At 35.4% G+C, this 25,694-nt stretch carries 21 protein-coding genes and 1 pseudogene; 18 read left to right on the top strand and 4 right to left on the bottom strand.

Features of this window, described 5'->3' with window-relative positions:
• The 18 genes and pseudogenes from DWX43_RS12475 to DWX43_RS12390 all read left to right on the top strand — a co-directional run bounded on the left by DWX43_RS12475 (position 1) and on the right by DWX43_RS12390 (position 21,300).
• Positions 1-684: a CpsD/CapB family tyrosine-protein kinase gene (locus tag DWX43_RS12475; RefSeq protein ID WP_118620491.1), complete on the top strand. Its 684-nt coding sequence runs from the start codon at positions 1-3 to the stop codon at positions 682-684.
• 64 nt (positions 685-748) lie between these two features.
• Positions 749-2,161 (top strand): sugar transferase, encoded by a 1,413-nt coding sequence (locus tag DWX43_RS12470; RefSeq protein WP_118620490.1) that lies wholly within the window; start codon positions 749-751, stop codon positions 2,159-2,161.
• A gap of 112 nt (positions 2,162-2,273) precedes the next feature.
• Positions 2,274-3,177, top strand: a pseudogene (locus DWX43_RS12465) (hypothetical protein).
• 122 nt (positions 3,178-3,299) lie between these two features.
• Complete coding sequence (locus DWX43_RS12460; RefSeq protein WP_118620489.1) at positions 3,300-4,568, top strand: glycosyltransferase family 4 protein; 1,269 nt, start codon at positions 3,300-3,302, stop codon at positions 4,566-4,568.
• Between the two features lie 14 nt (positions 4,569-4,582).
• The gene (locus tag DWX43_RS12455) at positions 4,583-5,824 is read left to right on the top strand and encodes a glycosyltransferase (protein ID WP_118620488.1); all 1,242 of its coding nucleotides are present in this window, start codon (positions 4,583-4,585) and stop codon (positions 5,822-5,824) included.
• Positions 5,825-5,859: 35 nt separating this feature from the next.
• Positions 5,860-7,233, top strand: coding sequence for a glycoside hydrolase family 88 protein (locus DWX43_RS12450; protein WP_109733767.1), 1,374 nt, complete (start codon positions 5,860-5,862; stop codon positions 7,231-7,233).
• Complete coding sequence (locus tag DWX43_RS12445) at positions 7,230-8,240, top strand: hydroxyacid dehydrogenase (RefSeq protein ID WP_118620487.1); 1,011 nt, start codon at positions 7,230-7,232, stop codon at positions 8,238-8,240. The genes DWX43_RS12450 and DWX43_RS12445 overlap by 4 nt, the downstream gene beginning before the upstream one ends.
• 12 nt (positions 8,241-8,252) lie before the next feature.
• Positions 8,253-9,299: a Gfo/Idh/MocA family oxidoreductase gene (locus DWX43_RS12440; protein ID WP_118620486.1), complete on the top strand. Its 1,047-nt coding sequence runs from the start codon at positions 8,253-8,255 to the stop codon at positions 9,297-9,299.
• Positions 9,268-10,845, top strand: coding sequence for a hypothetical protein (locus DWX43_RS12435; protein WP_147356304.1), 1,578 nt, complete (start codon positions 9,268-9,270; stop codon positions 10,843-10,845). Before DWX43_RS12440 ends, DWX43_RS12435 begins: the two co-directional genes overlap by 32 nt.
• The gene (locus DWX43_RS12430; protein ID WP_118620484.1) at positions 10,823-11,998 is read left to right on the top strand and encodes a glycosyltransferase; all 1,176 of its coding nucleotides are present in this window, start codon (positions 10,823-10,825) and stop codon (positions 11,996-11,998) included. Before DWX43_RS12435 ends, DWX43_RS12430 begins: the two co-directional genes overlap by 23 nt.
• Positions 11,999-12,140: 142 nt before the next feature.
• Positions 12,141-13,148: a hypothetical protein gene (locus tag DWX43_RS12425; protein ID WP_118620483.1), complete on the top strand. Its 1,008-nt coding sequence runs from the start codon at positions 12,141-12,143 to the stop codon at positions 13,146-13,148.
• 7 nt (positions 13,149-13,155) lie between these two features.
• Complete coding sequence (locus DWX43_RS12420; protein WP_109733760.1) at positions 13,156-14,475, top strand: oligosaccharide repeat unit polymerase; 1,320 nt, start codon at positions 13,156-13,158, stop codon at positions 14,473-14,475.
• A gap of 47 nt (positions 14,476-14,522) precedes the next feature.
• Positions 14,523-15,425 carry an alpha-1,2-fucosyltransferase gene (locus DWX43_RS12415; RefSeq protein WP_182440685.1) on the top strand — a complete coding sequence of 301 codons (903 nt, stop codon included), beginning with the start codon at positions 14,523-14,525 and terminating at the stop codon, positions 15,423-15,425.
• 11 nt (positions 15,426-15,436) lie between these two features.
• Positions 15,437-16,555, top strand: a complete 1,119-nt coding sequence (locus DWX43_RS12410) for a DegT/DnrJ/EryC1/StrS family aminotransferase (protein ID WP_118620481.1) — start codon at positions 15,437-15,439, stop codon at positions 16,553-16,555.
• A gap of 19 nt (positions 16,556-16,574) precedes the next feature.
• Positions 16,575-17,153 carry an acyltransferase gene (locus DWX43_RS12405; protein ID WP_118620480.1) on the top strand — a complete coding sequence of 193 codons (579 nt, stop codon included), beginning with the start codon at positions 16,575-16,577 and terminating at the stop codon, positions 17,151-17,153.
• Positions 17,154-17,261: 108 nt separating this feature from the next.
• Positions 17,262-18,335, top strand: coding sequence for an acyltransferase (locus tag DWX43_RS12400; protein WP_118620479.1), 1,074 nt, complete (start codon positions 17,262-17,264; stop codon positions 18,333-18,335).
• Positions 18,336-18,512: 177 nt separating this feature from the next.
• Positions 18,513-19,952: a lipopolysaccharide biosynthesis protein gene (locus DWX43_RS12395; RefSeq protein WP_118620478.1), complete on the top strand. Its 1,440-nt coding sequence runs from the start codon at positions 18,513-18,515 to the stop codon at positions 19,950-19,952.
• Between the two features lie 106 nt (positions 19,953-20,058).
• Positions 20,059-21,300: an IS256 family transposase gene (locus tag DWX43_RS12390; RefSeq protein ID WP_118620477.1), complete on the top strand. Its 1,242-nt coding sequence runs from the start codon at positions 20,059-20,061 to the stop codon at positions 21,298-21,300.
• A gap of 380 nt (positions 21,301-21,680) precedes the next feature.
• Here DWX43_RS12390 and DWX43_RS12385 read toward each other — a convergent pair whose 3' ends face one another.
• From DWX43_RS12385 to DWX43_RS12370, 4 genes are read right to left on the bottom strand one after another with little or no spacing between them, the layout of a single operon-like run.
• Complete coding sequence (locus DWX43_RS12385) at positions 21,681-22,844, bottom strand: Coenzyme F420 hydrogenase/dehydrogenase, beta subunit C-terminal domain (RefSeq protein WP_182440684.1); 1,164 nt, start codon at positions 22,842-22,844, stop codon at positions 21,681-21,683.
• A gap of 22 nt (positions 22,845-22,866) precedes the next feature.
• Positions 22,867-23,301: an adenylyltransferase/cytidyltransferase family protein gene (locus tag DWX43_RS12380; protein ID WP_109733752.1), complete on the bottom strand. Its 435-nt coding sequence runs from the start codon at positions 23,299-23,301 to the stop codon at positions 22,867-22,869.
• A 21-nt stretch (positions 23,302-23,322) separates the two neighbouring features.
• A complete protein-coding gene (locus DWX43_RS12375; protein WP_109733751.1) occupies positions 23,323-24,852 on the bottom strand; it encodes a sugar translocase in 1,530 nt (509 codons plus the stop codon).
• Between the two features lie 6 nt (positions 24,853-24,858).
• Positions 24,859-25,674 carry a LicD family protein gene (locus tag DWX43_RS12370; RefSeq protein ID WP_181368863.1) on the bottom strand — a complete coding sequence of 272 codons (816 nt, stop codon included), beginning with the start codon at positions 25,672-25,674 and terminating at the stop codon, positions 24,859-24,861.
• Between the last annotated feature and the right edge of the window lie 20 nt (positions 25,675-25,694).

The raw sequence follows: 25,694 nt of genomic DNA, 5'->3' as shown, positions 1-25,694 counted from the left end.
ATGCAGGAAATGATCTTAAAAGGGATGGATAAGGATTTCAGGAGTAATGAAGCGTACAAGACTCTTCGTACTAACTTGGAATTTTCCGGAGCGGATAAGAAAGTTATCGTATTTACAAGCTGCACACCAAACGAAGGGAAGAGTACGGTGTCCCTGTCCCTGTCAAATTCCCTGGCAGAGGCTGGAAAGAAAGTCTTGTTTATTGATGCGGATTTGAGAAAATCTGTACTCGCCGGACGTCAGAAGATGACAGGAACCATTAAAGGGCTATCACACTTTCTGGCAGGCCAGGCTGAAGTAGGCGACATAATGTACAAGACACAGCGCCCGGGGCTGGTTGTCATGTTCGCAGGCGTAGTACCTCCAAACCCGGCAGAGCTTTTGGGACATAAGAAGTTTGAGTCCCTGATCAGCAGCGCAAGAAAGGTATATGACTACATAATTATAGATGCACCGCCGCTTGGCAGCGTAATCGACAGCGCCATAATAGCAAAACAGTGTGATGCAGCGGTGCTGGTGATCGCATCCCAGGCAATCAGTTATAAGTTTGCAAGAAATGTAAAAAAACAGCTTGAAAAGTCAGAATGTCCTATTCTGGGAGTGGTACTGAATAAAGTAGATATGAAGCAGAATCAGTATTACGGCCGTTATTACGGTAAGTATTACGGCAGCTACGGCGAATAATAAAAGCCGTAACAGGTGGAGGCCTGTTGTTGATCTGAGTATTGTATGAGGGTGTGAGTGAACAATGAATCAGAACTTCCTGAAGGGGTGGACTAAGCATTTAGATTTTACCATAATTGACATACTGTGTCTGGAGACCGCATTTTTTATATCTTATTTAATAAGGAATGGTTTTCCAAAAGGTGGATTAACAGACCAATATCAGAATATGGTATGGGCGATTGTTTTCGTAAGTATTCTAGTAGTATTTTTCATGAATAGCTATGAGAATATAATTGGCCGTGGATATGTGGCTGAGATAAAACAGTCCCTGTTCCATGCAGGAGCAGTTACAGTCGGACTGATTGTATGGATGTTTATTTTTAAAGAATCAAGTTCGTATTCCAGAATTATCGTAATGGCGATGTATCCGGCTAGTGTTTGCATGATGATTGTTGCAAGATTGTTTTGGAAGAGAATCATCCGAATCAGAATCCGCGGAAAAAAAGTACTCAGAAAAGTCCTGATTATTTCCACGGACGGCAGGATTGAGGATACAATTGAAGGACTCCTGCAGCCGTATAGAGACTACCAACTAACAGCATGTGCAGTTTATGATAAACCTGATAAAGTAGGGCAGGTTATTAAATATGTCCCTGTCGTAGCTGATAAGGACAATATCATTAAATACATACAGGATAACATTATAGACGAAGTGTTTATCGATCTTCCGGGTTATGAAAAAGAAGCAGAAAGGCTGATGAGCATTTTTGTGAGCATGGGTCTGGTCGCTCATGTGAACCTTGCAAGATTCACAACGAATGTTGAGAATAAAAAGATTCAAAGGTTTGCAGGCTATATGGTATTATCCTCAAGCATGAAATTTGCAACACCGCGGCAATTGTTCTTCAAACGAACCCTGGATATTCTGGGTGCCCTGGTGGGATTACTTATAACAGGAATTGCATTTCTGATATTTGCACCGATCATCAAGAAGCAGTCACCGGGCCCTGTGTTCTTTTCACAGGAAAGGGTGGGACGCAATGGAAGACGGTTTCGAATATATAAATTCCGCACAATGTATCCTGATGCAGAGGAGCGGAAGAAAGAGCTGATGGCTCAGAACAAAATGAGTGGGTTCATGTTCAAGATGGATAATGACCCGAGAATCATTCCGATAGGACATTTCCTGAGGAAAAGCAGCATTGATGAACTTCCCCAGTTCCTGAATGTTCTTAAAGGCGAGATGAGTCTGGTCGGCACAAGGCCACCGACAGTGGATGAGTATGAGCAGTATGAAGTCAGGCATCGCAAGCGGCTCGCAATGCGGCCGGGACTAACCGGTATGTGGCAGGTAAGCGGGAGAAGCGACATCGTGGACTTCGAGAAAGTCGTAGAGTTGGATGCCCAGTACATAACAGAATGGACATTGGGGCTGGATCTGAAGATCATTTGGAGAACAGTGCTTATTGTGTTGGGTCAGAAGGGGGCAGTCTGAGGATGGAAACTCAAAATAATAACAATTATTTGGAACTGAGGGGGGATTTGTGTGATACAGAAGGTTCTAAACAAAGCGACAGGTGAAGTTGGTCTTCCTCTGTCGCCTTGCTCTGTGTGCAGTAGCCGATACTGGTTATGTAGGACTATCTCTGGCAGTGCTTTTAGCACAGCACAATAAGGTCATAGCTGTAGATGTTATGCTTGAAAAAGTTGAGCTGATTAACAATAAAAAATCGCCCATACAGGATGACTATATTGAAAAATATCTTGAGGAAAAGGAACTGAATCTGACAGCCACACTGGATGCGAAAGCAGCGTACTCGGATGAGGATTTTGTGGTAGTCGCAACCCCGACAAATTACGACAGCCGGACACAGCACTTTGATACATCTGCTGTTGAAGCGGTGATCAAGCTAGTAATAGAGTATCCCCCCACGCCGTCATGGTTATCAAGTCTAACATCCCAGTTGGATATACACAGTCTGTACGTGAGAAGTTCGGCAGCAAAAATATCATCTTTAGCCCGGAGTTTTTGTGTGAATCCAAGGCTTTCTACGATAACTTGTACCCGTCCCGTATTATCATGGGCACAGATATGAATGACTAACGACTGGTTGATGCTGAGAAGGTCTTTGCAGAGCTGTTGGCTGATGGTGCATTGATACGCTGTTTATGGGATTTACTGAAGCAGAGGCCGTAAAGCTCTTTGCCAATACATTTCTGGCTCTGCGTGTTGCATATTTCAATGAGCTGGACACCTATGCGGAGATGAAAGGGCTGAATACGCAGCAGATCAATCAGGGTGTCATGAAGCGCATCAAGGCTAAGGGGGCGACCATTGTAATATATGAGCCGACATGGGAAGATGGTGAAACCTCCCTCGGTTCTGTGGTTGTGAATGACTTGGCAAATTTTAAGTCAATGAGCAATGCAAGCATTGCGAATAGATATGGCAGTTGCCTGAACGATGTGAAGGATACGGTTTATACAAGAGATATTTTCCAAAGGGACTAACAAGACATGCAGAATTCTATAGCAGGAGAAAATGTGAAAAGGAATCGTATAAATCGTAGTACTAAAGTAGGTGTAATCCCGATGCTCTACCCGGATGATAAGTAAGGAAAGGATCTGAATGAATGAGTGGAAAGAAAAATTTGTTGATTTATGCTCATTATTACATCCCGGATACTGCCTCTACCGGTCAGATCCTGAGAGAGTTGGCGGAAGGAATGCAGGAAAAATTTGATATCACAGTGATTTGTGTTGTACCTAGTTATTTAGGGATCGTGGAAGATGAGTATAAGACACAGAGGTTTTATAGAGAAAGTATAAATAATGTAGAGATTCTTAGAATTCGAGTTCCTGAATTTAGTAAGACCAACACGAGAAGCCGCATCAAGAATATATTGACCTATTTCCTTGGTTCTATGCTGGCAACTTTCAAAGTTGGTAAACAAGACTATGTGTTTTCTATTTCTCAGCCGCCTATTCTCGGAGGTTTGCTGGGTGTGTGGGGAAAATGGATGAAACACGCAAAGTATATTTATAATATTCAGGATTTCAACCCAGAGCAGATACTGGCGATTAATTTCAGTAACAATAAACTTATTACTGGTGTAATGATGTTTTTCGATAAGTTCAGTTGCCGCCAGAGCGACTTGATAATCACAGTTGGCCGAGATTTAGTTCAGACCGTACATAACCGTTTTAAAGGTCAGAAAGTGCCTAAGACAGTAATGATCAACAATTGGATTAATGAGAAAGAAATCTATCCAGTGGAAGCAGATCATCCTAAGGTCGTAGCTTTTAAAGAAAAGTATGGGCTAGTAGACAAATTCATCATAATGTATTCCGGTAATATTGGCTTATACTATGATTTGGAAAATTTGATGAAAGTTATTGAGATGTTTAAACCGGGAACCAAGACTGCGATTGGTCGAGAGGTTGCATTCGTGTTTGTCGGGGCAGGTTCCGTATTTGATAAGCTAGTATCTTATAAAGAAGAAAAGAACATGCATAATGTAGTCTTCATTCCTTATCAGGACAAAAATGATTTGATTTATAGTTTGAATGCGGGTGATGTTCACTGGTGTGTAAATACAAAGGGGATAAAAGGCGTTAGCTGTCCAAGTAAATATTATGGAATTGCTGCAGTTGGCAAGAGTGTACTCGCTGTACTGGAAAAAGATAGTGAAATTCGTTGCATTATTGAGGAAACTAAAGGCGGATTGTGTTCTGACCCAGGCGATTACGAAGATGTAATCGCTAAAATAAAATGGTTTATAGAAAATGATGGCACAAATAAGGTAATCGAGATGGGAAAAAGAGGCCGTGAGAATTTGGTTAAGAATTTGACTCGTGATGTATCAGTAAAAAAGTATGTTGAAGAGATTTTGAAACTGTAAGGAGGTGTAGATCGGTGAAAATTGTTCAGATTAACACCTTTCCATATAAAGCTACTGGGACAATCATGCTTAACTTGCATAATATATTATTGCAAAACGGACATGATTCTTATGTGGCATGGGGACGGGGACGAAATGCTAATGACGATAGAGAAATAGTGATTAAGGACGATATAGGTGTGAAAATACATGGCTTGTACACAAGATTGACAGACAGAACGGGATTTGCCTCTATAAGAGCAACTAAAAAGCTTATATGGTATCTTGATAAAATTAAGCCCGATATAATCCATCTACATAATGTGCATGGGTATTATATAAATATAGAACTCTTATTTAAATATATTAAGGATAAAAAGATTAAAGTTGTGTGGACACTGCACGATTGTTGGGCGATGACAGGGCATTGTGCATGGTTTGATATGGCGGCATGTAATAAATGGAAAACGGGTTGCTCTAAATGCACACAACTGAGAGCCTATCCGGCATCCAGTCTAATAGATGGTTCGCAGTTTAATTGGAACAAAAAAAGAGAATTATTTACGGGTTTAAATTGTACAATCGTTACTCCATGTAAATGGTTGTCTCAAATAGTCAAGCAGTCTTATTTAAATAAGTATCCATGTAAAGTTATTTATAACGGAATTGATTTGGAGATTTTCAAACCTAGTTCGGTTGAACAAGCAGCTTCTACAATCAAAAAATATGAACTCACAGATAAACCAATAGTTCTTGGGGGTGCAAGTGAGTGGACAGAGCGCAAAGGACTAAATGACATAATAAAAATTTCCGAAAAATTATGTGGTAAATATCAATTTGTTGTCGTTGGATTAACAAAGAAACAATTAGAATCCATTCCCAAAACGATTACTGGAATCACACGAACGAATAATATTACTGAATTGGTAAATCTATACTCTGTTGCAACTTTATTTTTTAATCCGACATATGAAGACAACTTTCCCACCACAAATATTGAAGCCTTGGCATGTGGAACACCAGTATTAACATACGATACTGGTGGCAGCCCAGAGGCTATCCAAATGGCTAAACAACACACTAATATTTTTGTGGGAAACGTTGTGAGCAAAGCATCTCCTAATACTGTGGATTTATCAACGGTGTCAAAAGTATTGACAGACAGTGTAGAACATACGATAGTCCATCGTAGCAAAGTACGTGAGGCTTGCAGAAAAGTTTCAATGGAATTTGACAAAGAAAAAAGACTTGGCGAATACTTAAATCTTTATTTTTAGTTCACCTATTTTATGATTTATAGATAGGAGAAAAAATGAAATATCATATATATGGAGCCATTCACAAACACGCTAAAAAAATATTAAAAAGAGATAATTCATTGCCTGCAACAGTAAAAATAGTTGATTTTCCACCAACTATTTTAGATGAACTTGAGCAGAATTCAATGAATAAAGAAATTGAGATAAATGGAGAAATATATTCAGGAATTAAAAAATCTGATATTTATCCTGTTGAGAACTTGGTAGCAAATGAGGAATTTAAGAATTGTCCAATGTCTTTCAGTATGAAAGGGCACACCTTAAAAAAACTGAAGAAATTTGAAATGGCAGAAGGACTTTGGAAACAATTTCTTGAGAGTTCTTACATTCCTATTGGCTACAAATACTCAGGATTACATTATGGCGGGTATATCGCCGAGAAAGCTTCTTGGTGTTTACCAAGCTGGATTTGGACTAACGCTGCAGTAGTACGTTATCACTGCTTAGTTGGTGAAATGGATAAAGCAAAAAAACTAGGTGATATTATCCTTTTAAATCAGCATATTAGTGGTGGCTGGATTGTAAGAATTGATTATATGGATGATGGGGCACACCCTATTTTAGCCCCAAACGATTCTTGTTATATCGCACATAATTGCTGTTTGAAGTTATTTCAATCTACACACGATGAAAAATATTTAAATGCAGCGGAAAAAACTGCGGCTTGGATAATGGAAACAGCCAGAAAAGATGGAATGGTTTTATTCGGCTATGATATAAAAATGAAATATTGGATAACTAAAAAGAATATTGTAGACATTGGTTTTACAGCAGGACTGTTTGCTGAACTATTCTCTCTAACCGGAAAAAAAGTATATAGGGATTTTTTGGAAGGTTTCGTTAATAAATATATAGATATCTTTTATATAAAGGGAAAGAAATGTTTTGCTACTTGTATCGATGAAAATGACAGGATACATGGAGGTGCATTTGGCAGAGGACAAGGTTGGGCATTAGAAGGGTTAATTCCAACGTATAGGGTTCTGCAATCGGATAGTATACGAAATATAATAGAAGAAACTGTAGAAACTTTGCTACATTGTCAAACATCAGATGGAGGATGGGCATACAATTTATTATCGCCGTTGATGGGGATAGATTGTAAAGCTGTTCCTGTGATAGCGAAAGCACTGTTAGAGTGGTCGAAAGTTGTGCATAGTACAGTATATGATGAAGCAATATCTAAAGCGATGTACTGGTGTAAAAAAAATACTGTTGCAAAAGGCGAAGCTGCAGGAGGAATTTTCTCATATACCGTAGAAGGAGCAATTGTACACAATAAATATACAAGTACAGCCCTTGTATATGCCAGTTCATATGCTCTGGAAGTTGAACATGAACGAATGAGGGAGATTAACTACTCATGAAAGTAATCTTTTTAAATGATAATATTTCCAAATTAAAAATGGTATTTGATACTAATAAAGTGCTGTATACAATAGGATGTAATTTAAATGATATTTGTTTTACTAAAAATGATGTATTAAAAAGAAAAAGAGAGTTTGATGATGTCGAAGTTATTTTCTCAACATGGTATATGCCTCAATTTACCCAAAATGAAATAGTCGATATCTTTCCAAATTTAAAAGCCGTGTTTTATGCGGCAGGAACTGTGAAATACTTTGCAGAACCATTCTTAGAGAATGGTATAAAGATTTTTCAATCAGGACAAGCAAATGGTATAGCTGTTGCCGAGTTCACTGTGGCTCAAATCTTATTGGCAAATAAAGGGTATTTTCAAGCACAACGTATATACAAGTCTCCACTGTATCGATATAACTACAATAAAGCTCATAGCATAATTAAAATTAAGCCCGGAAATTATGAAGCTACGGTAGGCATAATTGGTGTTGGCGCTATTGGCAGTTATGTAGTGGAACTACTCCGCCCCTATAATCTCCGGGTACTGATATCTGATCCTGCCATATCTAAAGAAGAAGCAAACGAATGGGGAACAGTAGTAGTTAGCCTCGAAGAAATTTTCGAAAATTCAGATGTAATATCAAATCATTTGCCAGATATACCATCTACAAAAAATTTATTAAATTATAAACTGTTTAACTCCATGAAAAAAGGAGCTACTTTTATAAATACCGGAAGAGGGTCTACTGTTGTTGAGAAAGATCTGGTGAAAGCATTAAAGAGAGATGCCACAAAGTGTGCATTGTTGGATGTAACTGGACATGAGCCTATATGGCCGTGGTCACCATTACTTTATATGAGGAATATTTTTTTATCACCCCATATGGCGGGGAGCACTGGCAAAGAAGAGAAAAGACTTGGAGAATATGCTCTTGAAACATATAGGCAGTATATAAAAGGGTTCGATTGTCATGGCGAAGTAACGAAAGATATACTTTATAAAATGACGTAAGGATTGAAAAAAATGGACGTTATAAAGAAGATAAATACTCGATTTAAGGACTATACAAATTCCCGTAGGCCGAAAAAAAATCCAATAAAATGGGGAATAATTGGAACAGGTTATATGGCTACGACATTTTGCCGTGCAATTCAGGGGAATGAAAAAAGTATTGTTAGTGCAGTCTACTCAAGAACAAATGAAAAGGGAAAGACTTTTGCTAAAAGATTTAACATTCCATTTTCAACAAATAAATTTCAAGATTTTTTTGATGGTAACAAATTTGATATTGTTTACATAGCGACTCCAACACACCACCATTATGAACATGTGAAAAAATGTTTATGTGCAGGATTTAATGTGTTGTGCGAGAAGCCTCTTGTAACATCCTTAAAAAATTTTGATGAATTGCAAGAAATTGCAAGGAAAAACAAGTGTTTTTTGATGGAAGGTATGTGGAGCAAATGCCTTCCTACATTTGCCCAAGCTCAAAAGTGGATAAAAGAAAAACGGATTGGTTCAATTGAGTTGATTCGAGTTGATTTTTATAAAAATCAGATTCGAATGAATCCTGATCAATATATAAGCAAGAACGATTATGGTGTGCTGAATGATTATGGGATTTACGCACTCTCCTTTCCGCAGGAATTTTTATCAGGTAAATATATTATGTCTTGGAACAAACGAATTATAGAGAACAACATAGATACAGATTGGGCAATAATATTAGATTCAACTGAGTCTAAAGCGTTTCTAAATATTTCTTCAAATTTCAAGGGAGAAAGTCGGGCACGTATCTATGGAAACGATGGCTCCATTGAGTTTGGCAGTCAGTTTAATAGAACAAATACCGTAAGTCTATATAATCGTCAAGGTAATCTGCTCGAACGAAAAACCTATCAATATATTTTTGATGGTTTTGAGTATCAGGTTAATGAAGTTCATTCGTGTCTTCAAACTGGACGATTGGAAAGTAATTTAATTCCTTTGAAAAAAACGCGACAAACACTATTAATAATGAGCATTTTGAGGAAGGAAAATGATGAAAGAAGAAGAGAAATTCAAATCTAGGCTTGACCTTCCAATTGTTGAAATACTTAACAAATTGAGAAACGGGATAAAGTATAATCCCAACGGCGAGGGAAGTGTATTAGTTGATTTGGTAGATAAAAAAGTTATCGGTTTTCATTATGGAGAGACACATTTGGCTGTAGCATTGATAATATATGGTTACCAAATCTCGAACGAGGAATATATAAGGGAAGGAAAAGCGCTTTTAAAGGGTTTCATGATAAATTCAATTGAATACCAAAAAGAGCCAGCGTATCATTGGGATTTTAATAATTTTGCAATTTGTGTGTTAGTTGAGTTCTTGGGGAAAAAACAAAATAATAAGCAGAATACATTCTTTGGGGATATTGCAAGTTATATAAATGAGTTGAAAGACTTCATTTTAATACAAAAAGATAGCAATAATGCAACAATAAATTGGCACCCAATGCGTATTTATGTTAATTATTGTAAGCATAAATGGACAGATGATCAGACCTATTTAAAGATAATTGATGATTTAAAGAAAAAAGTGGATCTTGCCTGTTTTAATGATGGTTTCTACGAGGATCTGCTGCCAAAAGGACGTAGCTTTAACTTTCAGTACCATGTTTTTACTGTAGCAACATTATTGTTTTTAGAGCGTAATGGAATAGACATTCATTATAACGAAAAGTCAATTCAGCAAGTGATTAACATGGTGGACCCGGCAGGAGACCTGAATTACTTGGGGAGAGGAATTAATCAAATTTTCGCCTGGGGGCCGGCTGTTTATTTACTCAACTCAGTTTCTGCAGTGGAAGCAAGGAATAGAGCATGGAACTATTTTGAAAGTAAAATATATAAAGCATTGGAGAATAACAATTTAATTATGAATGATCTGCCGGGGGAACAAAAAAATTGGTGGTGGGACTATCATTACTCATCTGTATATTTTTCTCATTTAGCGCTTTGGTTGGTTCTGACGAAAATATCTGATTTTGATAATGATGAATGGAATAATATAAAGATTAATGAATCCGATAGTGGTGTTGCTTTCAGAAGGGGAGACGAATTCTTTGTGTGTCTTTTTAGTGGAAGAAAACACTATTTAGCTGAAAAGGGCCCGATCATCGCAAATATTTGCTCTAACTCTGGTGAATACGTATTTAAAGGTGCTTTAGGTCCATACTGTGGAAGCCAATATGGTAGAAGATATAGCGTATCGTCAGAAACAATCCATAACTATTGCGGTTTAATACAGGAAAAAGATTTCTTTGGATACTATACGCAAAAAGTAGTATTTCCAGAAGATATTTTAGTTGATGAACAAGGTCTGGAAGTAACGATTACATTAAAGCTAAAAAAATCAATGGGAAATCTTTACTTTAATATTAGTACAATGTCTCCCTTGTTTAAGATTGAAGTTCTAGCTAATGATTCCGTTTGTGTTTTAAAATCTGTCGGCAGCACTGTAGGCGCATATGGACTCACCACACTGGTTCAATCCAATAAATTCACGGCCAAAACTGTGAAGATAAAGATTTCCAAGATGGAGGCATTAAATGAAACTTCTTTATATCAATGATGAATTAGGAACTAGCGATGGGAGTAATTCGCACGCTCTTGGCATGTGTCACGCCTTTGAGAAAATAATTGGTCGTGAAAATGTGCGAACGTATCCAGTTCCGCAAGATGGATCTCAGAAGCCTGTTAATGTAGGGGTAAATAGATGGAAAAGCAGATTAAAAGGTATTTTAGCTGTTATTAGATGCGTCAGAAAAAAGTATCTATCATTGAAAAAAAGTAAGTATATTATCAACAAATTAAAGAGAGAGAACTTTATACCTACCCATGTACTTGCCCGCTCAACTGATTTTGATATCACTGCTATCTATATTGCAAAAGTGTTTGGAGCAAAACTAATTTACGAAGTAAATACCCCTATGTTTTATGAACGTGGTGTATTAAAAAAAGAACCTATGACCCGTCAATTGGAAAAGTGGGAGAAAAAGATTTTATTTGCTGCTGATAAGGTGTATGTTGTTTCAAATATTTGTAGGGATATGCTCTGTGAGCATTATGGATTTAACCATCGAAAGTTTCTTGTTATCCCAAATGGTTATATGGGAGACTTGTATTTTGAGGATAAAAACACTATAGAGAAATTAAGAACAAACGTACGCGAGAAAGAAGATTTTGAAGGTAAATTTATAGTTACATTTGTTGGAAGCTTGAAAATATGGCACGGAATTAATAATTTTTGTACTGCCGTAGAATTACTTGAAAAGCACGAAAACATTCTTTTTCTTGTACTCGGAGATGGAGAGCTTCACGATTACATTGTCAACTATACAAGAAGTCATTCAAATATGATTTTCAAAGGAAAAGTTAGCCTGCAAGAGATGAAAGAATATCTCTATGCATCTGATTTAGGAGTGATGCCTTATGAAAAAAATAATTATTTTTACTACTCACCGTTAAAGATGTATGACATGATTGGAGCTGCGTTGCCATTTATTGGAACGAATGTTGGTCAAATTGAAGAAATCTGTATGGATCAGCTTTCGAAAGATTTTTTGGTTAGTGATAGTTCACCTGAATTGTTATCAAAGGTGATTTTAAATATTTACGATAATCCTGGGCTTCAGAATTCAATGAAAACTGTTGTTGAAGAAAAAAAAGCATGTATGACATGGATTAAAAGAGCTGAAATGTTACTAAACGATATAGATTGCTAAATCTCCCCCTTAGTTAGAAAGGATTTACAAAAAATAATACTCAAAAGAGATTGTGTCAGTATAAATAATTAGTTTTTAAACCTATTTAGGGATATTATTTTGCTCAACCGTTTGGCATTACTGTTAAAAAGGAGAGATAAGGATGAAAAAGAGTTTGGTAAATGTACCAGTGGCGCTAAATGTATTCATCAGGCCGAATGCCCTGCAAAGGGTTTTTGGGGCTGTAAAAAAAGCAAGGCCATCGATTCTGTTTCTATTAGGCGATGGACCACGAAATGAAAATGATGCCGAAAAAATTAAAATTTGCAGAAAAATAGTTGAAGACATTGATTGGGAATGCGAAGTATATAAACTGTATTCAGAAGAAAACATGGGGTTATATGCAAAATATTTTGATTCGCAAGAAAAAATATTTTCTATAGTGGATCGATGTATTTTTTTAGAAGACGATGTCTTGGTTTCTGATAGCTTTTTTAGATTTTGTGCGGAATTATTGGAAAAATATAAGGATGATTATCGTGTTCATTATGTCACAGGCTTGAATTATTTAGGGGAATATAAAGACCCAACTGCGGATTACTTTTTTGCGGGAGAAGGATCAATTTGGGGATATGCAACTTGGAGAAGAACATATTTAAGTCAAAATATGGAATATGCGGATGACGATTATATTACCAATTGTATGTGTAGAGTAGCAAAACAATTAAAACCGGGGTATCAAAAGAAAATAATGGGGTATAAGTATGATATTCATTATGAAGGGCATATTCCAGGTCCGGAATTTTATAAGAATGCATCGCGATTTTCTCAAAACCAGGTATATATAGTTCCTGCCAAAAATATGGTTAGTAACATTGGTATTGGTGATGGATCTGTTCATTCGTCAGATGATATCCGAAAAATGGCAAAGGGTAATTCTCAACTTTTCAATATGAATCTTTATGAATTAGATTTTCCATTAAAACATCCGAAATTCATAGTCAGAGATATAAAATATGAGAAAAAAGTTAATAAAATACTGGGGTGGAATCGCCCTCATGTTTTCTGGTTCAGAAAAATTGAGACTACTATCAGATGCTTGGTTTATGGAGACTTAAAATCAACAGTTAAAAAGATACAGCGCAATATAAAAAGAGAATATGAAAGGTAGTTAGTTAATGAAGGTTTCAAAGAGAGTTTTCAAACGATCGTTATTACTAGCGATTATGACAATTATAGTTCTTTGGAAAACGGTTGGATTCTCTGATGCACCCAATGTGTTTGTATTGAGAGTGATTGCAACTGCAATTCTATTATACTGTTTAATCAAGGGGGTAAAAAACCGGGATATATTAAATCCATACATATATTTTGCGTTAGTTCCTTTTTCTTTAGTGATATTCACACACTCTATTAGCAGTGTGTATTATGTTCCTTTGAAAGCCAGTACATGGTTTCTCGGAATCATTAATATGCTAGCTTACGTTGTGATACTTTCGCTTGTGATGAATAAGAAACAACTAATTGAAAAGAATGAATTAATTATTCAAAAGGCTTATGAGCCAACGTTTGATGAAATTAAGTCATTACAATTTCATAGCATTGTATTGATGTGCATTGGCCAATTTGAATTAATTTTGAAACTAACTACAGGAATTAGATTTTTCTTAGGAACAGTAACGTCCTATTGTATCTTCCCGGCTATAGCTATGGCTTGGAAAACTAAAAAAACAGGGTTTATTTTAGGGACATATGCAGTATTACTTTTGACATGGACTGTACAATTTAATAAGTCGGTATTTCTCGCAATTGCTTTGATTACTATTATCGCAATTAGAAGATATTACCCCATGAATAAAAAAAACAGCAGGAAATTGTATATAGCTATTGGGATTATGGGGTTATTTTTTATCTTTGTTGCTTTCCCCTTAAAAGGACTGGTACAGGATCAAAGTAATTTTTCTATAGAGAGTTTTGTAACTGCAATTAAAGACTATTATTATAATAAAAATGATTATTATGCAAAAAGTATTGACTGGAATGGATTACCCGCGCTCAGATTTCCATATATATATTTGACATCGGCATGGAACAATGTCCAGTATGTGCTGGAAACGCAAAACACACGAACATATGGTTTGTGGATGTTAAAACCTTTAATATCCTGGCTTCAATTGGATGGCTATTTTGCTGATCTCTATGTATTAACTCCAAGATCTAGTTTTAATACATTTACATATATTACCGTTTTATTTAAAGATTTTGGCTATTGGGGATCTATGATAGGATCTTGTTTTCTGGGGTGGTTTGTAGGTCGTATTTATAATAATTATAGAAAGACGTATTCGGCTTATCATGTTGCAATGTATGCTGTAGTATCACAGGCAGCAATAGAAATGTTTTTTAGTAACCATTTCTTTGGACTATTTTACCCGTTTACGATTTTGATAATTTGCTGGTGTTATAGAAGACTTTTTAAATCCGCACGTTATTTGTAGAAGGAAGTCAAATACATATTAATGTAGAAAAGAGGGTGGGTATGGTTATGTTGTATTTATATCCAAAGCTATCAAATTTAGATTGTGGAATAGTAAGACTTGGGGGATCTGGACTTGGTAATTTATTGTTTACCTATTCTAAGGCAGCAATTTTAGCTGATGAATTAGGTGCAGATTTGATCTTTCCCACCTGGCCATCTATAAAAATTGGTCCATGGTTAAGGAAAGAAAAAGATAAAAGATTCTATTCAGGGTTGTTTAGACCGTCTAAAACTCAGGTGGCAGGTTTCAATAAATTGGTAGCCTTAACGTTTTGTGAAAAAATCAAGAATAGAGAAGAAATTAAGTCTGGACGTAAACAAGTATATATTTATGATGAATGTAGTATGACTTTATCCGATATTTTGGATAAGAGAGATTTTGTAAATAGACTGATAGCCAGTACACTTCATCCTAAAAATAACAGCTATTTAACTCATGATTTTAAAAATGAAATTAATATACATATTCGGTTAGGCGATTTTTCAAGAAATTATACAGATTTAAATAATGTCAACTGTGTAAATACAAGTACCCCTATTGACTGGTATGTGGATGTTGTAAAAATAATCAATAAGGAATGTCCTGGCATTTCTTTTAATATTTTTTCTGACGGAAAAGATGAGGAACTGGAAGCGTTGATTAAAATACCAAATGTAAGACAGATTACATTTGGAAATAGTATATCAGATATACTAGCGTTGTCGAGAAGTAAAATAATTATTGCTTCAGGGTCAACGTTTTCACTTTGGGCAAGATATTTGGGCAACTGCTCCTGTATAGCACATTTGAATCAGACAAAGGAAAATGTCTGTACAGATGAAAATGGATTTGAGTATGAATGGGGTGGGAAAGAGACATTCGATATACAGATTTTAAATAAGATAACAGAAATGTATAGTTTAGCATAAGGAGTTACGATATGGATAAACAAATTTTAGTTACTCAATCATCTATGCCGAGTCTGGAAGAATACATTGAAGAAATTAAGGGGATTTGGGATTCACATTGGTTGACCAATATGGGACCGAAACATCAGCAGCTAATGGGATTGTTGAAAGATTATCTTGATGTTCCCAATATTGATATGTTTACAAATGGACATATGGCTATTGAATTATCCATCCAAGCATTAAAGTTTCCGTTGGGCTCTGAAATAATTACAACGCCATTCACATTTGCATCTACAACACACGCTATTGTTCGAAATGGTCTGGAGCCTGTATTTTGCGACATAAATCCTGTTGATTTCACAATCAATGTGGACAAAATTGAGGATTTGATTACAGATAGAACGGTTGCAATTATGCCTGTGCATGTGTATGGAAATATTTGTAATATTGAGAAAATTCAAAAGATTGCCAATAAATATAGCTTGAAAGTAATCTATGATGCCGCACATACATTTGGAATTAAGTATAAAGGCAAGGGAATAGGATCTTATGGTGATGTATCTTGTTTCAGTTTCCATGCTACAAAGGTATTTAATTCAATTGAAGGCGGTGCAGCTTGCTTTAAGGACAAAGAATTCGGACTTGAGTTATATCGATTAAAGAATTTTGGGATTCGTGGACCTGAAGTTGTGGACGGCGTAGGTGCTAATGCAAAAATGAACGAATTCTGCGCAGCAATGGGAATTTGCAATTTGCGTCATCTTGAGGAAGAAATTGAGAAAAGAAAGATTGTTGTTGCCCGTTATAGAACGTATTTGTATGATATTGAAGGAATCCAGTTGAATCCTATTCAGGAGAATGTAGAGACTAATTATGCCTATTTCCCGATAATAATAGATGAAAAAAAATTTGGCGCAACGCGTAATGAAGTGTTTTCTGTTTTAGCCGAAAATGGTATTTGTGCACGAAAGTACTTTTCCCCATTAACTAATTTTTTTGACTGTTTTCATGGGAAATATGCTCCGGATAAGACCCCGGTTGCATTACATATTAGTAAGCGAGTATTGACGCTGCCATTATATGCAGATCTTGAGTTGGAAAACGTAGATAGAATATGTGAAATTATCCTTAGCTGTAAGGTTGAGTGACTAAATTTAGAGGTGTTAAATGAATAGTTTTTACACAAACAAGGAATTAGCAGCAATTGGATTTAAATCTGTTGGTGAGAATGTATATATTAGTAAAAAATCTAGCATTTACAGTCCAGAGAAAATGACAATTGGTAATGATGTTAGAATAGATGACTTCTGTATTTTAAGTGGTAAGATTACAATAAAAAACTTTGTTCATATAGCCGCATACTCGGCTTTATATGGCGGCTCTGATGGTATTGAAATTGAAGATTTTGCAAACATCTCTTCAAGAGTATCTATTTACAGTATAACAGATGACTATTCCGGTGAAACGATGACAAATCCAATGATTCCGCATGATTTCAAAAAGGTATGCAGTAAGCAGGTTTATATTGGAAAGCATGTGATTATTGGGTCAACAAGTGTTGTTTTACCCGGATGTATAATTAAAGAGGGCGGCTCCTTTGGAGCTTTTTCCTTTATTAACAAAAGCACATGCGCATGGTCTATATACGCAGGAATTCCCGTAAAAAAATTGCGAGACAGAAAAAAAGATCTCTTAATTTTAGAAAAGAAATTTAAATCAAAATTAGGAATTTTAGAAGAGAGCTGAAACGAAATTAGCGGATGGTGTCAAAAGGGCTACTCAGTGGATATAGATAGCCGTAAGTGGAGTATCTGAATTGCTGTGATAAGATTTAATCCAATAGAGGAATATAATATGTTGAATCAGAAAGTAAGACAATCAAATTTTGAGTTGTTAAGAATTTTAGCGTTATTAGGAATTATTATAATGCATGTAAATGGTCCCTTTCTAGGTGTCGGAGGAGGATATAGGATATTTAGTGTTTTAGAAAATACTCTATTTAATTCAGGGGTCAGTATTTTCATACTTATTTCTGGATACTTTGGTTTAAGAGGCAATAGAGAAAAAATAATACGCTTTGAAGTAAATTTGATTCTGTATTCGTTAATTTCATTCGTCATTGGAGTTATTGCAACAGGAAGTTTTTCGGTTTTAGAATGCGTTAAATCATTCATGCCAGTTATAACCCAAAAACATTGGTTTATGACGGTATATATGTTGTTGTTGATATTTTCTCCATTTACTAATATAGCAATAGAAAGACTGTCCAAAAAAGAGTTCCAGAAGCTTATAATAGCTTTGTTTGTTGTTTTCAGTGTACTGCCGACCCTATTATATTATCATCCAATGGGAGACCGTGGGAAAGGATTAATGAATTTATTCCTAATATATTTAATTGGCGTCTATATAAGAAAATATTTTGACACAAAACTAAATATTGGGAAATTAATAGTTGGCGGTACACTTATATATTTGATTACTGTATTATTGAATTTACTTGTATCTGTTGTATTATCTGAGGGTGCGAGTACTCCTTTTGCGCGAGATTGTTCATCCTTGATAATAATTCAAAGTGTGATAATTTTTCTTATCTTTAGAGAAATTAATCTATCGTCAAAAGTAATTAATTTTATTTCTAAACAAGTATTTTGTATCACAATGATTGAGGGATCAATTAGAATGTTTATCAGTAATAGAGTATTTTCTGTGGAAAATGTCTATTATCAAAATTTGCCAATATGCGTAATCACAATTGCTGCTATTGTACTATTAGTTGGGCTTATTATAGGTATTTTCTTGGATTGTATTTTGGGTAAAATCAAAGAAGTGTTAATAAAAGCACTGAATACTATAGCTATCTATATCGTTAATAAATGCTCTACATATAAATGTTACATCCGTAAGATAATTATTTACTGGCTGCACTGAGTAAATTTGAAACCGTATTTAAGAAGTTTACGTGGAATTTTAAGCTAGCCTGCGAGCATATGGAGAATTAAAATGTCATTCAGTGTAGTGGATTAGTTATTAAGATGAATGACAGTTAAGGTACAAATTATAAATAGAAAGGAAAACATGGTGTTTTTAAAGGTATTATAATAAAAAATGAGCAATTTAAAAGATAAGGCTATTTTTTCTCTTCTGTGGAAAGGCGGAGAAAAATTGATTAGTCAGGTTATTACACTAGTTATATCGATAGTATTGGCTAGATTGTTAGGCCCGGAAGAGTATGGGTTAATTGCATTAACGACGGTTTTTATATCATTCGGCTTTGTTTTTGTTGATTGTGGCCTAGGAACAGCACTTGTACAGAAAAACGAGGTTACAAATTCTGATATGAACACGATAATGATTTGCAATATTGTTATTGGTGTTATATTATATGGCCTTGTGTTTATCGCGGCTCCGTTTATTGGAATGTTTTATAACGAAAACAGAGTGGTTCCCATTTTAAGAGTACTATCGTTAGCGTTTGTGCTTGGTGCGATATCGGCTATTTTTATAGCTAAGTTGTCTAGAGAATTTAAATTTAAGCAGATTGCAGTGGCAAACATTTTGGCAAATACAGTGGCCGGTATTTTGGGAATACTTGCTGCATTTTATGGTTTTGGCGCATGGGCTTTAGTTATTCAACAATTTGCGATAAGATTATTGGTTTGTATTTTTTTAGGAGTTCAAAGTGAATTTAAGTTTATCTTTACTTTTTCTAAAAAAGCTGCTGCTGAAATGTTAAGTTTTGCGTGGAAAATAACATTCTCACGGTTCATTTCTAATGCGTATTTTCAGTTGAGGAGCCTTATTATAGGTAAAATGTATTCACCGGTTGATTTGGCCTATTTTAATAAGGGAGAGCAATTCCCGGCAGTAATTAATACGAGTACCGATTATGCATTGCAGCAAGTTATGCTTACTGTTTATGCGAAAGAACAATCTGATAGTGTGAAATTAAAAGCAATGATGAGAAGATCTATGAAGCTTAGTTCTTTTTTCTTCTTTCCAATTATGATTGGTCTTTCTGCTGTATCAAAAAATGTTGTATTAATTTTATTAGGTGAAAAATGGGCTCCATCTATACCTTTTATGCAATTATGTTGTTTGGTATACGTATTTTATCCGATAGGTACTGCTAATGTACAGGCAATTAATGCGATGGGCAGGAGTGATATAACCCTTAAAACAGAATTATATACACGAATTGTCTCATCAGCCTTGATCATAGTTTCAGCATTTATAGGACTTTATCAGTTGGCAGCTTCTGCTGTAATTGCATCCTTCATAGAGACAATAATAAGAGCTACCCCTAATAAAAAATTACTAAATTATACATATAGAGAGCAAATAAAAGATATTGCTCCACAACTATTGTGCGCTGCCATAATGGGTATACTTGTATTTACCCTTGGATATTTACCAGTAAATATTTATGTGCAGTTGCTAGTACAATTAGTTGTTGGTGTATCTTTTTATATGCTGTTATCTATTTGCATGAAAAATGATAATGTAGAGTATTTATTAGAAATCTTAAAGAATATAAGGAAAAAATGAAAAATGCTTGAGTTTCCGCAGATTTGAGCATGTGAAATTTTTTCTGTAAATAAGGTTTTAAAGGGTCTTCTATGGTAAAATAAAAAAATCATAGGAGGCCTTTATTATGGCAAGAGAAAAGAAACCAGTACACAAAGTACAAATGACAGACGGAAAACGTAACATTATTCAGCAGCTTCTGCAGGAATACGATATCCAGTCAGCAGAAGATATCCAGGATGCCCTCAAGGATCTGCTTGGCGGCACAATCAAAGAAATGATGGAAAGCGAGATGGATGAGCATCTGGACTATGAAAAGTCTCAACGCTCCGATGGTGATGATTACCGTAACGGCTACAAACGCAAGCGTATTAACAGCAGCTATGGCAGTATGGATATTCAGGTTCCTCAAGACCGAAAGTCTACTTTTGAACCACAGGTGGTCAAAAAGCGACAGAAAGACATCTCTGACATTGACCAGAAAATTATTTCTATGTATGCCAAAGGCATGACCACACGACAGATCTCTGACACACTGGACGATATCTATGGTTTTGAGGCTTCAGAAGGCTTTATTTCAGACGTGACAGATAAAATCATGCCTCAGATTGAGGATTGGCAAAATCGCCCGCTCTCTGAGATATATCCAGTGCTCTATATAGATGCCATCCACTACTCTGTGCGAGATAATGGCATCATTCGCAAGCTTGCGGCCTATGTGATTCTTGGCATTAACCAAGATGGTCTTAAAGAAGTTCTAACTATTGAGGTTGGTGAAAACGAAAGTTCCAAATACTGGCTGGCTGTTTTAAATGGTTTAAAAAATCGAGGCGTAAAGGATATTCTGATCATCTGTGCCGATGGTCTGTCCGGTATCAAAGAGGCCATCACTGCTGCGTATCCAAAAACAGAATATCAGCGTTGTATCGTGCATCAGGTGCGTAATACCATGAAATACGTATCAGATAAGGACAGAAAACCGTTCTGTGCTGATTTGAAGACTATTTATCAGGCACCTACAGAAGAGAAGGCACTGGATGCTTTGGAACGGGTCACTGAAAAGTGGAGGGAAAAATATCCCAATTCCATGAGAAGCTGGAAACAGAACTGGGATGCCATCTCCCCAATCTTCAAGTTTTCCACAGCGGTAAGAAAGGTGATTTACACCACAAACGCGATAGAGAGCCTCAACGCCACCTATCGTAAGCTGAACCGTCAAAGAAGCGTGTTTCCAAGCGATACGGCACTACTGAAAGCACTGTATCTATCCACCTTTGAAGCCACAAAGAAATGGTCAATGCCCATCAGAAACTGGGGACAGGTTTATGGTGAACGGAGTATCATGTATGAGGGGCGTCTGCCGGAATAGATCGTTATAACCAGTTCTATACAGGCGGATTTTTCGCCTGCACTTGACATGCAAGGGCATGTACTGTTATAAATAAAACAAGGGCTGAAAGCTCCAATAGGTACTATCAGCCCAATAATTATCATAGAAGATCAGTATTTACAGACTTTTCTTCACACACTCGCAGATTTATCCACAGACTGAATATTCTTGTGCGGTGAGAGAAACGCTCCTCCATAGTGCGTACCTCTATTTAATAGCCTACAGAAGCTCTTATGATTATCTATATATTAGCTGCACCTTTCCTTGGAGTTGTAAATAACCAATTGTTCTTTCATAGTAATAATCTTTCAAAATACTTGAACAGCAATTGTTTATAGCGTTCCGTACTAAATTCAAAATCATTTTACAAACCGTTTTATTCTTCTTGCTACTCTTCTAAATACTGATCCATCCATTGATTTTGATACAGCCACTTCAAAGGGGGTATTTTCAAGCAAACTAAAAAACTTCTCTCTCTTAGGATGCATCTGTGTAGGTTTGCTTAACTGCGCATTCGTTTCCACAGCCCATGCAATATTCATTTTTTTAACTTCCATTTGTTTTTTTATGTCATCAAATAAGGACTTCCCTTTTGGTGAATTTAAGAGTATAAGTGAAACGCCCGCTAAGGAATTCCATTCAGGATAATCTCGCTCTATATGCCATGCATCACCGATTGTTATGTCAGATACTCGTTCCGGTCTCGCAAACCGACAGTCCCCACACGCCGGTCTGTAAAAAAGCCGGCCGTAATAAGCTTTTATAAAAGGATCATTCTGGGAATCTAAAATATATGATTCTCCTTGTGGTGAAATCATCTCAGCAGATCTAGAATTAACTTTTCCAGAATAAGGGGTTTTGTTTTTAAAATTGTAGATATATCCAGTAATATTTGATTTACTCCCTATTTTTTCGCTGATGTACTTGTCAAACAAGTACTGATTTGGTGCTCCGTGACAAATAATATCCACTACAATTAAATTATCACATCTTATATGTTTGCTATTCAAATAAGCTAACAAAGCGGCGCATTGGCAAGGTGTTCCTGAAAAACAAACCTTTTCAGAATTTACTAAATGCCCTTCTATTTTCGAAAACACTTTGTTAGTATCGCTTAGAACATATTTGGATTTTCTGAAGTTTTCACATCCCTGCTCCGTTTTTGCAATATCATGAATAACTTGAAAGTTTTCTGACCAACGGACTCCATAGAAAATATAGTTTTCTTTCAAAAGTGTTTTGTATATAGCAGTGTATGCTCCACCAGAAGAGCTATCAAATATAACATTTTGTGATTTATATCTTCCTACCCATACTTCACTTTTGTTAGAACTTTTAAAAATATGACTACTAATAGGACATGTTTTTTCACACAAATTACAATGAGTACACTCGGTCTTATTTACAACTGGATAAATGAAATGCTCATTATCCTCTTTTAAGGATATACATTTTTGAGGACAAATTTCCACACACGCTTTACATCCACAGCATTCAAGTTTATCTCCACTGGTCAAATACATTCTCCGTCCCCCTGTATCAAATTTATTCATTATCATCCTGAATCTTATGTAGGACTTCAGATAGCAAAGTCGACGATACCCCTGATGTATGTGGCAAAAACACTACTTCCGTTCCGACATCATGAAATTTTTCGATGAGTCTATTGTACATATCGCTTCCCTTCCAATCAGAACCGTGAAACATAACATCAAAATGTAGTTCATTCCAAGCCTCCATTTTGTCCATTGTAGTCTGCGGGACAACAAGATCTACATATTTAATTGAATCAACAATGGCAAACCTCTCTTTATAGGGGATGATGGGTGTTTTACCTTTATAACTTTTTACAAGCTCATCAGTGCTCACTCCAACAATTAAGTACTCACACTGTTCTTTTGCTCTCTTTAAAATGTTCAGGTGTCCAATATGAAACATATCATATACACCTGTAGTGTAGCCAATCTTATATTTTTTCATAGTATAGCCTCCTTTAGTTTTTCAGCCTTTTCTGAAGCTTGGTGCAACTCTATTAACTAAATTTCGGAAATCTTTAGTCCATCCAAGTTCTATAAGAAAAACCACATTTGCTGTAATGGAAACAATAATAACTTTCACAAAAAAACCAATCCAACCTGTTATTGGTACGAGACCTATCAACCAATATTGAATCAAACCATTTATTACAACAGCCAAGGATTCAGCAAAATATTTAAAATAATATTCAAAAGGCTTTTTACTGAAATTATTTTTATAGACGAGCCAAGGATCAACAAGAGTTGTTGTTAAAAGTCTGGATATTCCTGTTGCTATGAAAATACCAGACAAGCCGATAGTCTTTCCCCACCATACTGATAAAATAATATTTATTATGGCCGAGATCATAGGGACCCACCGGCTTTGTATAAAAAGTCCCTGAGTAGTACGAAATGTATATGCTGCATACTGAACGCCATTAATGTAAATACTAAATAAAATTGCAAAAACGACACTTTGATCTAACAAATATTTAGGACCAATCCACAATTCTACAAACTCATTAGCTAAAACAAAAAAACATATACCAATGAATCCATATAACCATACACATATCATAAGAAGCTGATGCATGATACTGCGAATCTGTTCCTTACTACCTTTAACAGAAAGATTACCAACGCTTGCAGTTAGTGAATTAATTGCACCGCTAATTATATTTGTTACATTATTCATCAACATTGTATAGTTTGATGCAATACCGACTGTAGCAACATTAATAATTGACGAAATAATAATATTATCTGTACCATTTAAAATTACAGATCCAAATTTGTACACAAACAATGCCTTAACGTTATCAAAAATTGAGTTTGTTTCCTCTTTACTTAGTTTATTATCATTTTTCTCGGCAATAAACGGATACATTTTATCTGCTTTAATTGATAATACTATATTCTGACCTACTGTACAGACTATGTGAATTATCAAATAAATAATATACTCATGTGTTAGCAATAAAAAAATACTCTGAAGGACAATTTGGATTAGCTGAAATGCTCGTGTATATAACTGAACAATATAGTCCTTCTGGTTCGCGGTGATCAGAGTTTTTTTATAGCTATATAAATAGGATACAGATGTATTCAATAAGAAGAGAATATATATAAGGATAATATTTTCTTTAATGTCAGGTGCATCCTTAATTAAATATCTCATAAAGGGGATGACACATAAACCTAAAGCAAAAATCACACCCCCAATTAGTTGATAAGCCTTTTTGTATAGTGTCATCAAAGCCTGTATTTTCGATTTATCATGATTAGCAATTGGTTTGTAAAGGCTAAACACAATTGCATTTCCTATTCCCAATTCGGCAAAAGACAAAACTGTCAATATATTTGTGTATAGGCTGTTAACCCCTAAATAATCAGAACTTAGAAGATGAATAAATATCGTTCTACTAATAAATCCTAGAATGACATTTACTATTTGCATTATAGAACTCGTCAAAGTATTTATTGCAGCATTTTGAGTTCGTGAATATTCCCGCATAAATATTTAGCGTCCTTCCTTTTTTAAATCAAATATTATATTAGTTGGATTATGATTTCGTCTTTCTTCTTCTGGAGGTAACTGTTTCCAATTTTCAAATAACTGTTCCAAATATTTTATGTATAGAATAGGCGCGCAAAATTTTCCATTTTCAAATGATACTTTTATTCCTTTTCCATATATTGATTTATCCATAGTCTGTTTAGTGTATTTATAATTAGAAGCATAATTAATTATATATTTTCCAGATTTTTGCTTTGTGCACAGTGTATCCCTGAATAAAGTAATAGTTTTTATGCTAAACGGTCTTGTGATCAGATATATGACTTTTGCTTGTATGGTCTTAATCTTACATTTTCTAACACGCATATTAATTACAAAATTTAAAGTCTTTACTATCTTCGCTCTTAAATGATATGTTAATCCTGAATTTTTTGCACATGAATCAAGTGGAAAAACATCAATAAAAATTCCTTTCCTACAATCTAACATTTTTATATCTGTTTCATTAAATAATGTATTCTTCTTCCTGATTTTTGCAAAAGGAAGCCAATAATTTTTGTCTGTAGAAATATGATGCAACTCATAATTTTTACCTAAACCACCACATAAACATATTTCTATAAATCGATTATAATCCGCTCTGGGAATTGCAATATCTAAATCATCATCCCATGGAATAAAGCCTTTATGGCGGATTGCACCTAATAAAGTCCCACCAACTAAGTAATATTGTATCCCCTCCTTCATACATAGGGCATCAACCGTTTTCAAAATCTCCAATTCTGTTAGTTGTAATTCTCTTAAAATTTTCTGTTCCATTATTCTCCTTCCCACATATA

Source organism: Clostridium sp. AF19-22AC, assembly GCF_003479085.1.
In the GTDB taxonomy this organism is placed as follows: Bacteria; Bacillota; Clostridia; order Lachnospirales; family Lachnospiraceae; genus Faecalicatena_A; species Faecalicatena_A orotica.
The sequence above is the reverse complement of the archived record's forward strand: the minus strand, read 5'-3'. Positions and strand labels throughout refer to the sequence as shown.

What these genes read in the sequence shown, in the direction of transcription:
- DWX43_RS12440 (WP_118620486.1), top strand. Translation starts at nt 8,253, where the DNA reads ATGGACGTTATAAAGAAGATAAATACTCGATTTAAGGACTATACAAAT.
- DWX43_RS12420 (WP_109733760.1), top strand. Translation starts at nt 13,156, where the DNA reads ATGAAGGTTTCAAAGAGAGTTTTCAAACGATCGTTATTACTAGCGATT.
- DWX43_RS12445 (WP_118620487.1), top strand. Translation starts at nt 7,230, where the DNA reads ATGAAAGTAATCTTTTTAAATGATAATATTTCCAAATTAAAAATGGTA.
- DWX43_RS12395 (WP_118620478.1), top strand. Translation starts at nt 18,513, where the DNA reads ATGAGCAATTTAAAAGATAAGGCTATTTTTTCTCTTCTGTGGAAAGGC.
- DWX43_RS12375 (WP_109733751.1), bottom strand. Translation starts at nt 24,852, where the DNA reads ATGCGGGAATATTCACGAACTCAAAATGCTGCAATAAATACTTTGACG.
- DWX43_RS12370 (WP_181368863.1), bottom strand. Translation starts at nt 25,674, where the DNA reads ATGGAACAGAAAATTTTAAGAGAATTACAACTAACAGAATTGGAGATT.
- DWX43_RS12400 (WP_118620479.1), top strand. Translation starts at nt 17,262, where the DNA reads ATGTTGAATCAGAAAGTAAGACAATCAAATTTTGAGTTGTTAAGAATT.
- DWX43_RS12385 (WP_182440684.1), bottom strand. Translation starts at nt 22,844, where the DNA reads ATGTATTTGACCAGTGGAGATAAACTTGAATGCTGTGGATGTAAAGCG.
- DWX43_RS12450 (WP_109733767.1), top strand. Translation starts at nt 5,860, where the DNA reads ATGAAATATCATATATATGGAGCCATTCACAAACACGCTAAAAAAATA.
- DWX43_RS12435 (WP_147356304.1), top strand. Translation starts at nt 9,268, where the DNA reads ATGATGAAAGAAGAAGAGAAATTCAAATCTAGGCTTGACCTTCCAATT.
- DWX43_RS12380 (WP_109733752.1), bottom strand. Translation starts at nt 23,301, where the DNA reads ATGAAAAAATATAAGATTGGCTACACTACAGGTGTATATGATATGTTT.
- DWX43_RS12425 (WP_118620483.1), top strand. Translation starts at nt 12,141, where the DNA reads ATGAAAAAGAGTTTGGTAAATGTACCAGTGGCGCTAAATGTATTCATC.
- DWX43_RS12390 (WP_118620477.1), top strand. Translation starts at nt 20,059, where the DNA reads ATGGCAAGAGAAAAGAAACCAGTACACAAAGTACAAATGACAGACGGA.
- DWX43_RS12415 (WP_182440685.1), top strand. Translation starts at nt 14,523, where the DNA reads ATGTTGTATTTATATCCAAAGCTATCAAATTTAGATTGTGGAATAGTA.
- DWX43_RS12475 (WP_118620491.1), top strand. Translation starts at nt 1, where the DNA reads ATGCAGGAAATGATCTTAAAAGGGATGGATAAGGATTTCAGGAGTAAT.
- DWX43_RS12460 (WP_118620489.1), top strand. Translation starts at nt 3,300, where the DNA reads ATGAGTGGAAAGAAAAATTTGTTGATTTATGCTCATTATTACATCCCG.
- DWX43_RS12430 (WP_118620484.1), top strand. Translation starts at nt 10,823, where the DNA reads ATGAAACTTCTTTATATCAATGATGAATTAGGAACTAGCGATGGGAGT.
- DWX43_RS12470 (WP_118620490.1), top strand. Translation starts at nt 749, where the DNA reads ATGAATCAGAACTTCCTGAAGGGGTGGACTAAGCATTTAGATTTTACC.
- DWX43_RS12410 (WP_118620481.1), top strand. Translation starts at nt 15,437, where the DNA reads ATGGATAAACAAATTTTAGTTACTCAATCATCTATGCCGAGTCTGGAA.
- DWX43_RS12405 (WP_118620480.1), top strand. Translation starts at nt 16,575, where the DNA reads ATGAATAGTTTTTACACAAACAAGGAATTAGCAGCAATTGGATTTAAA.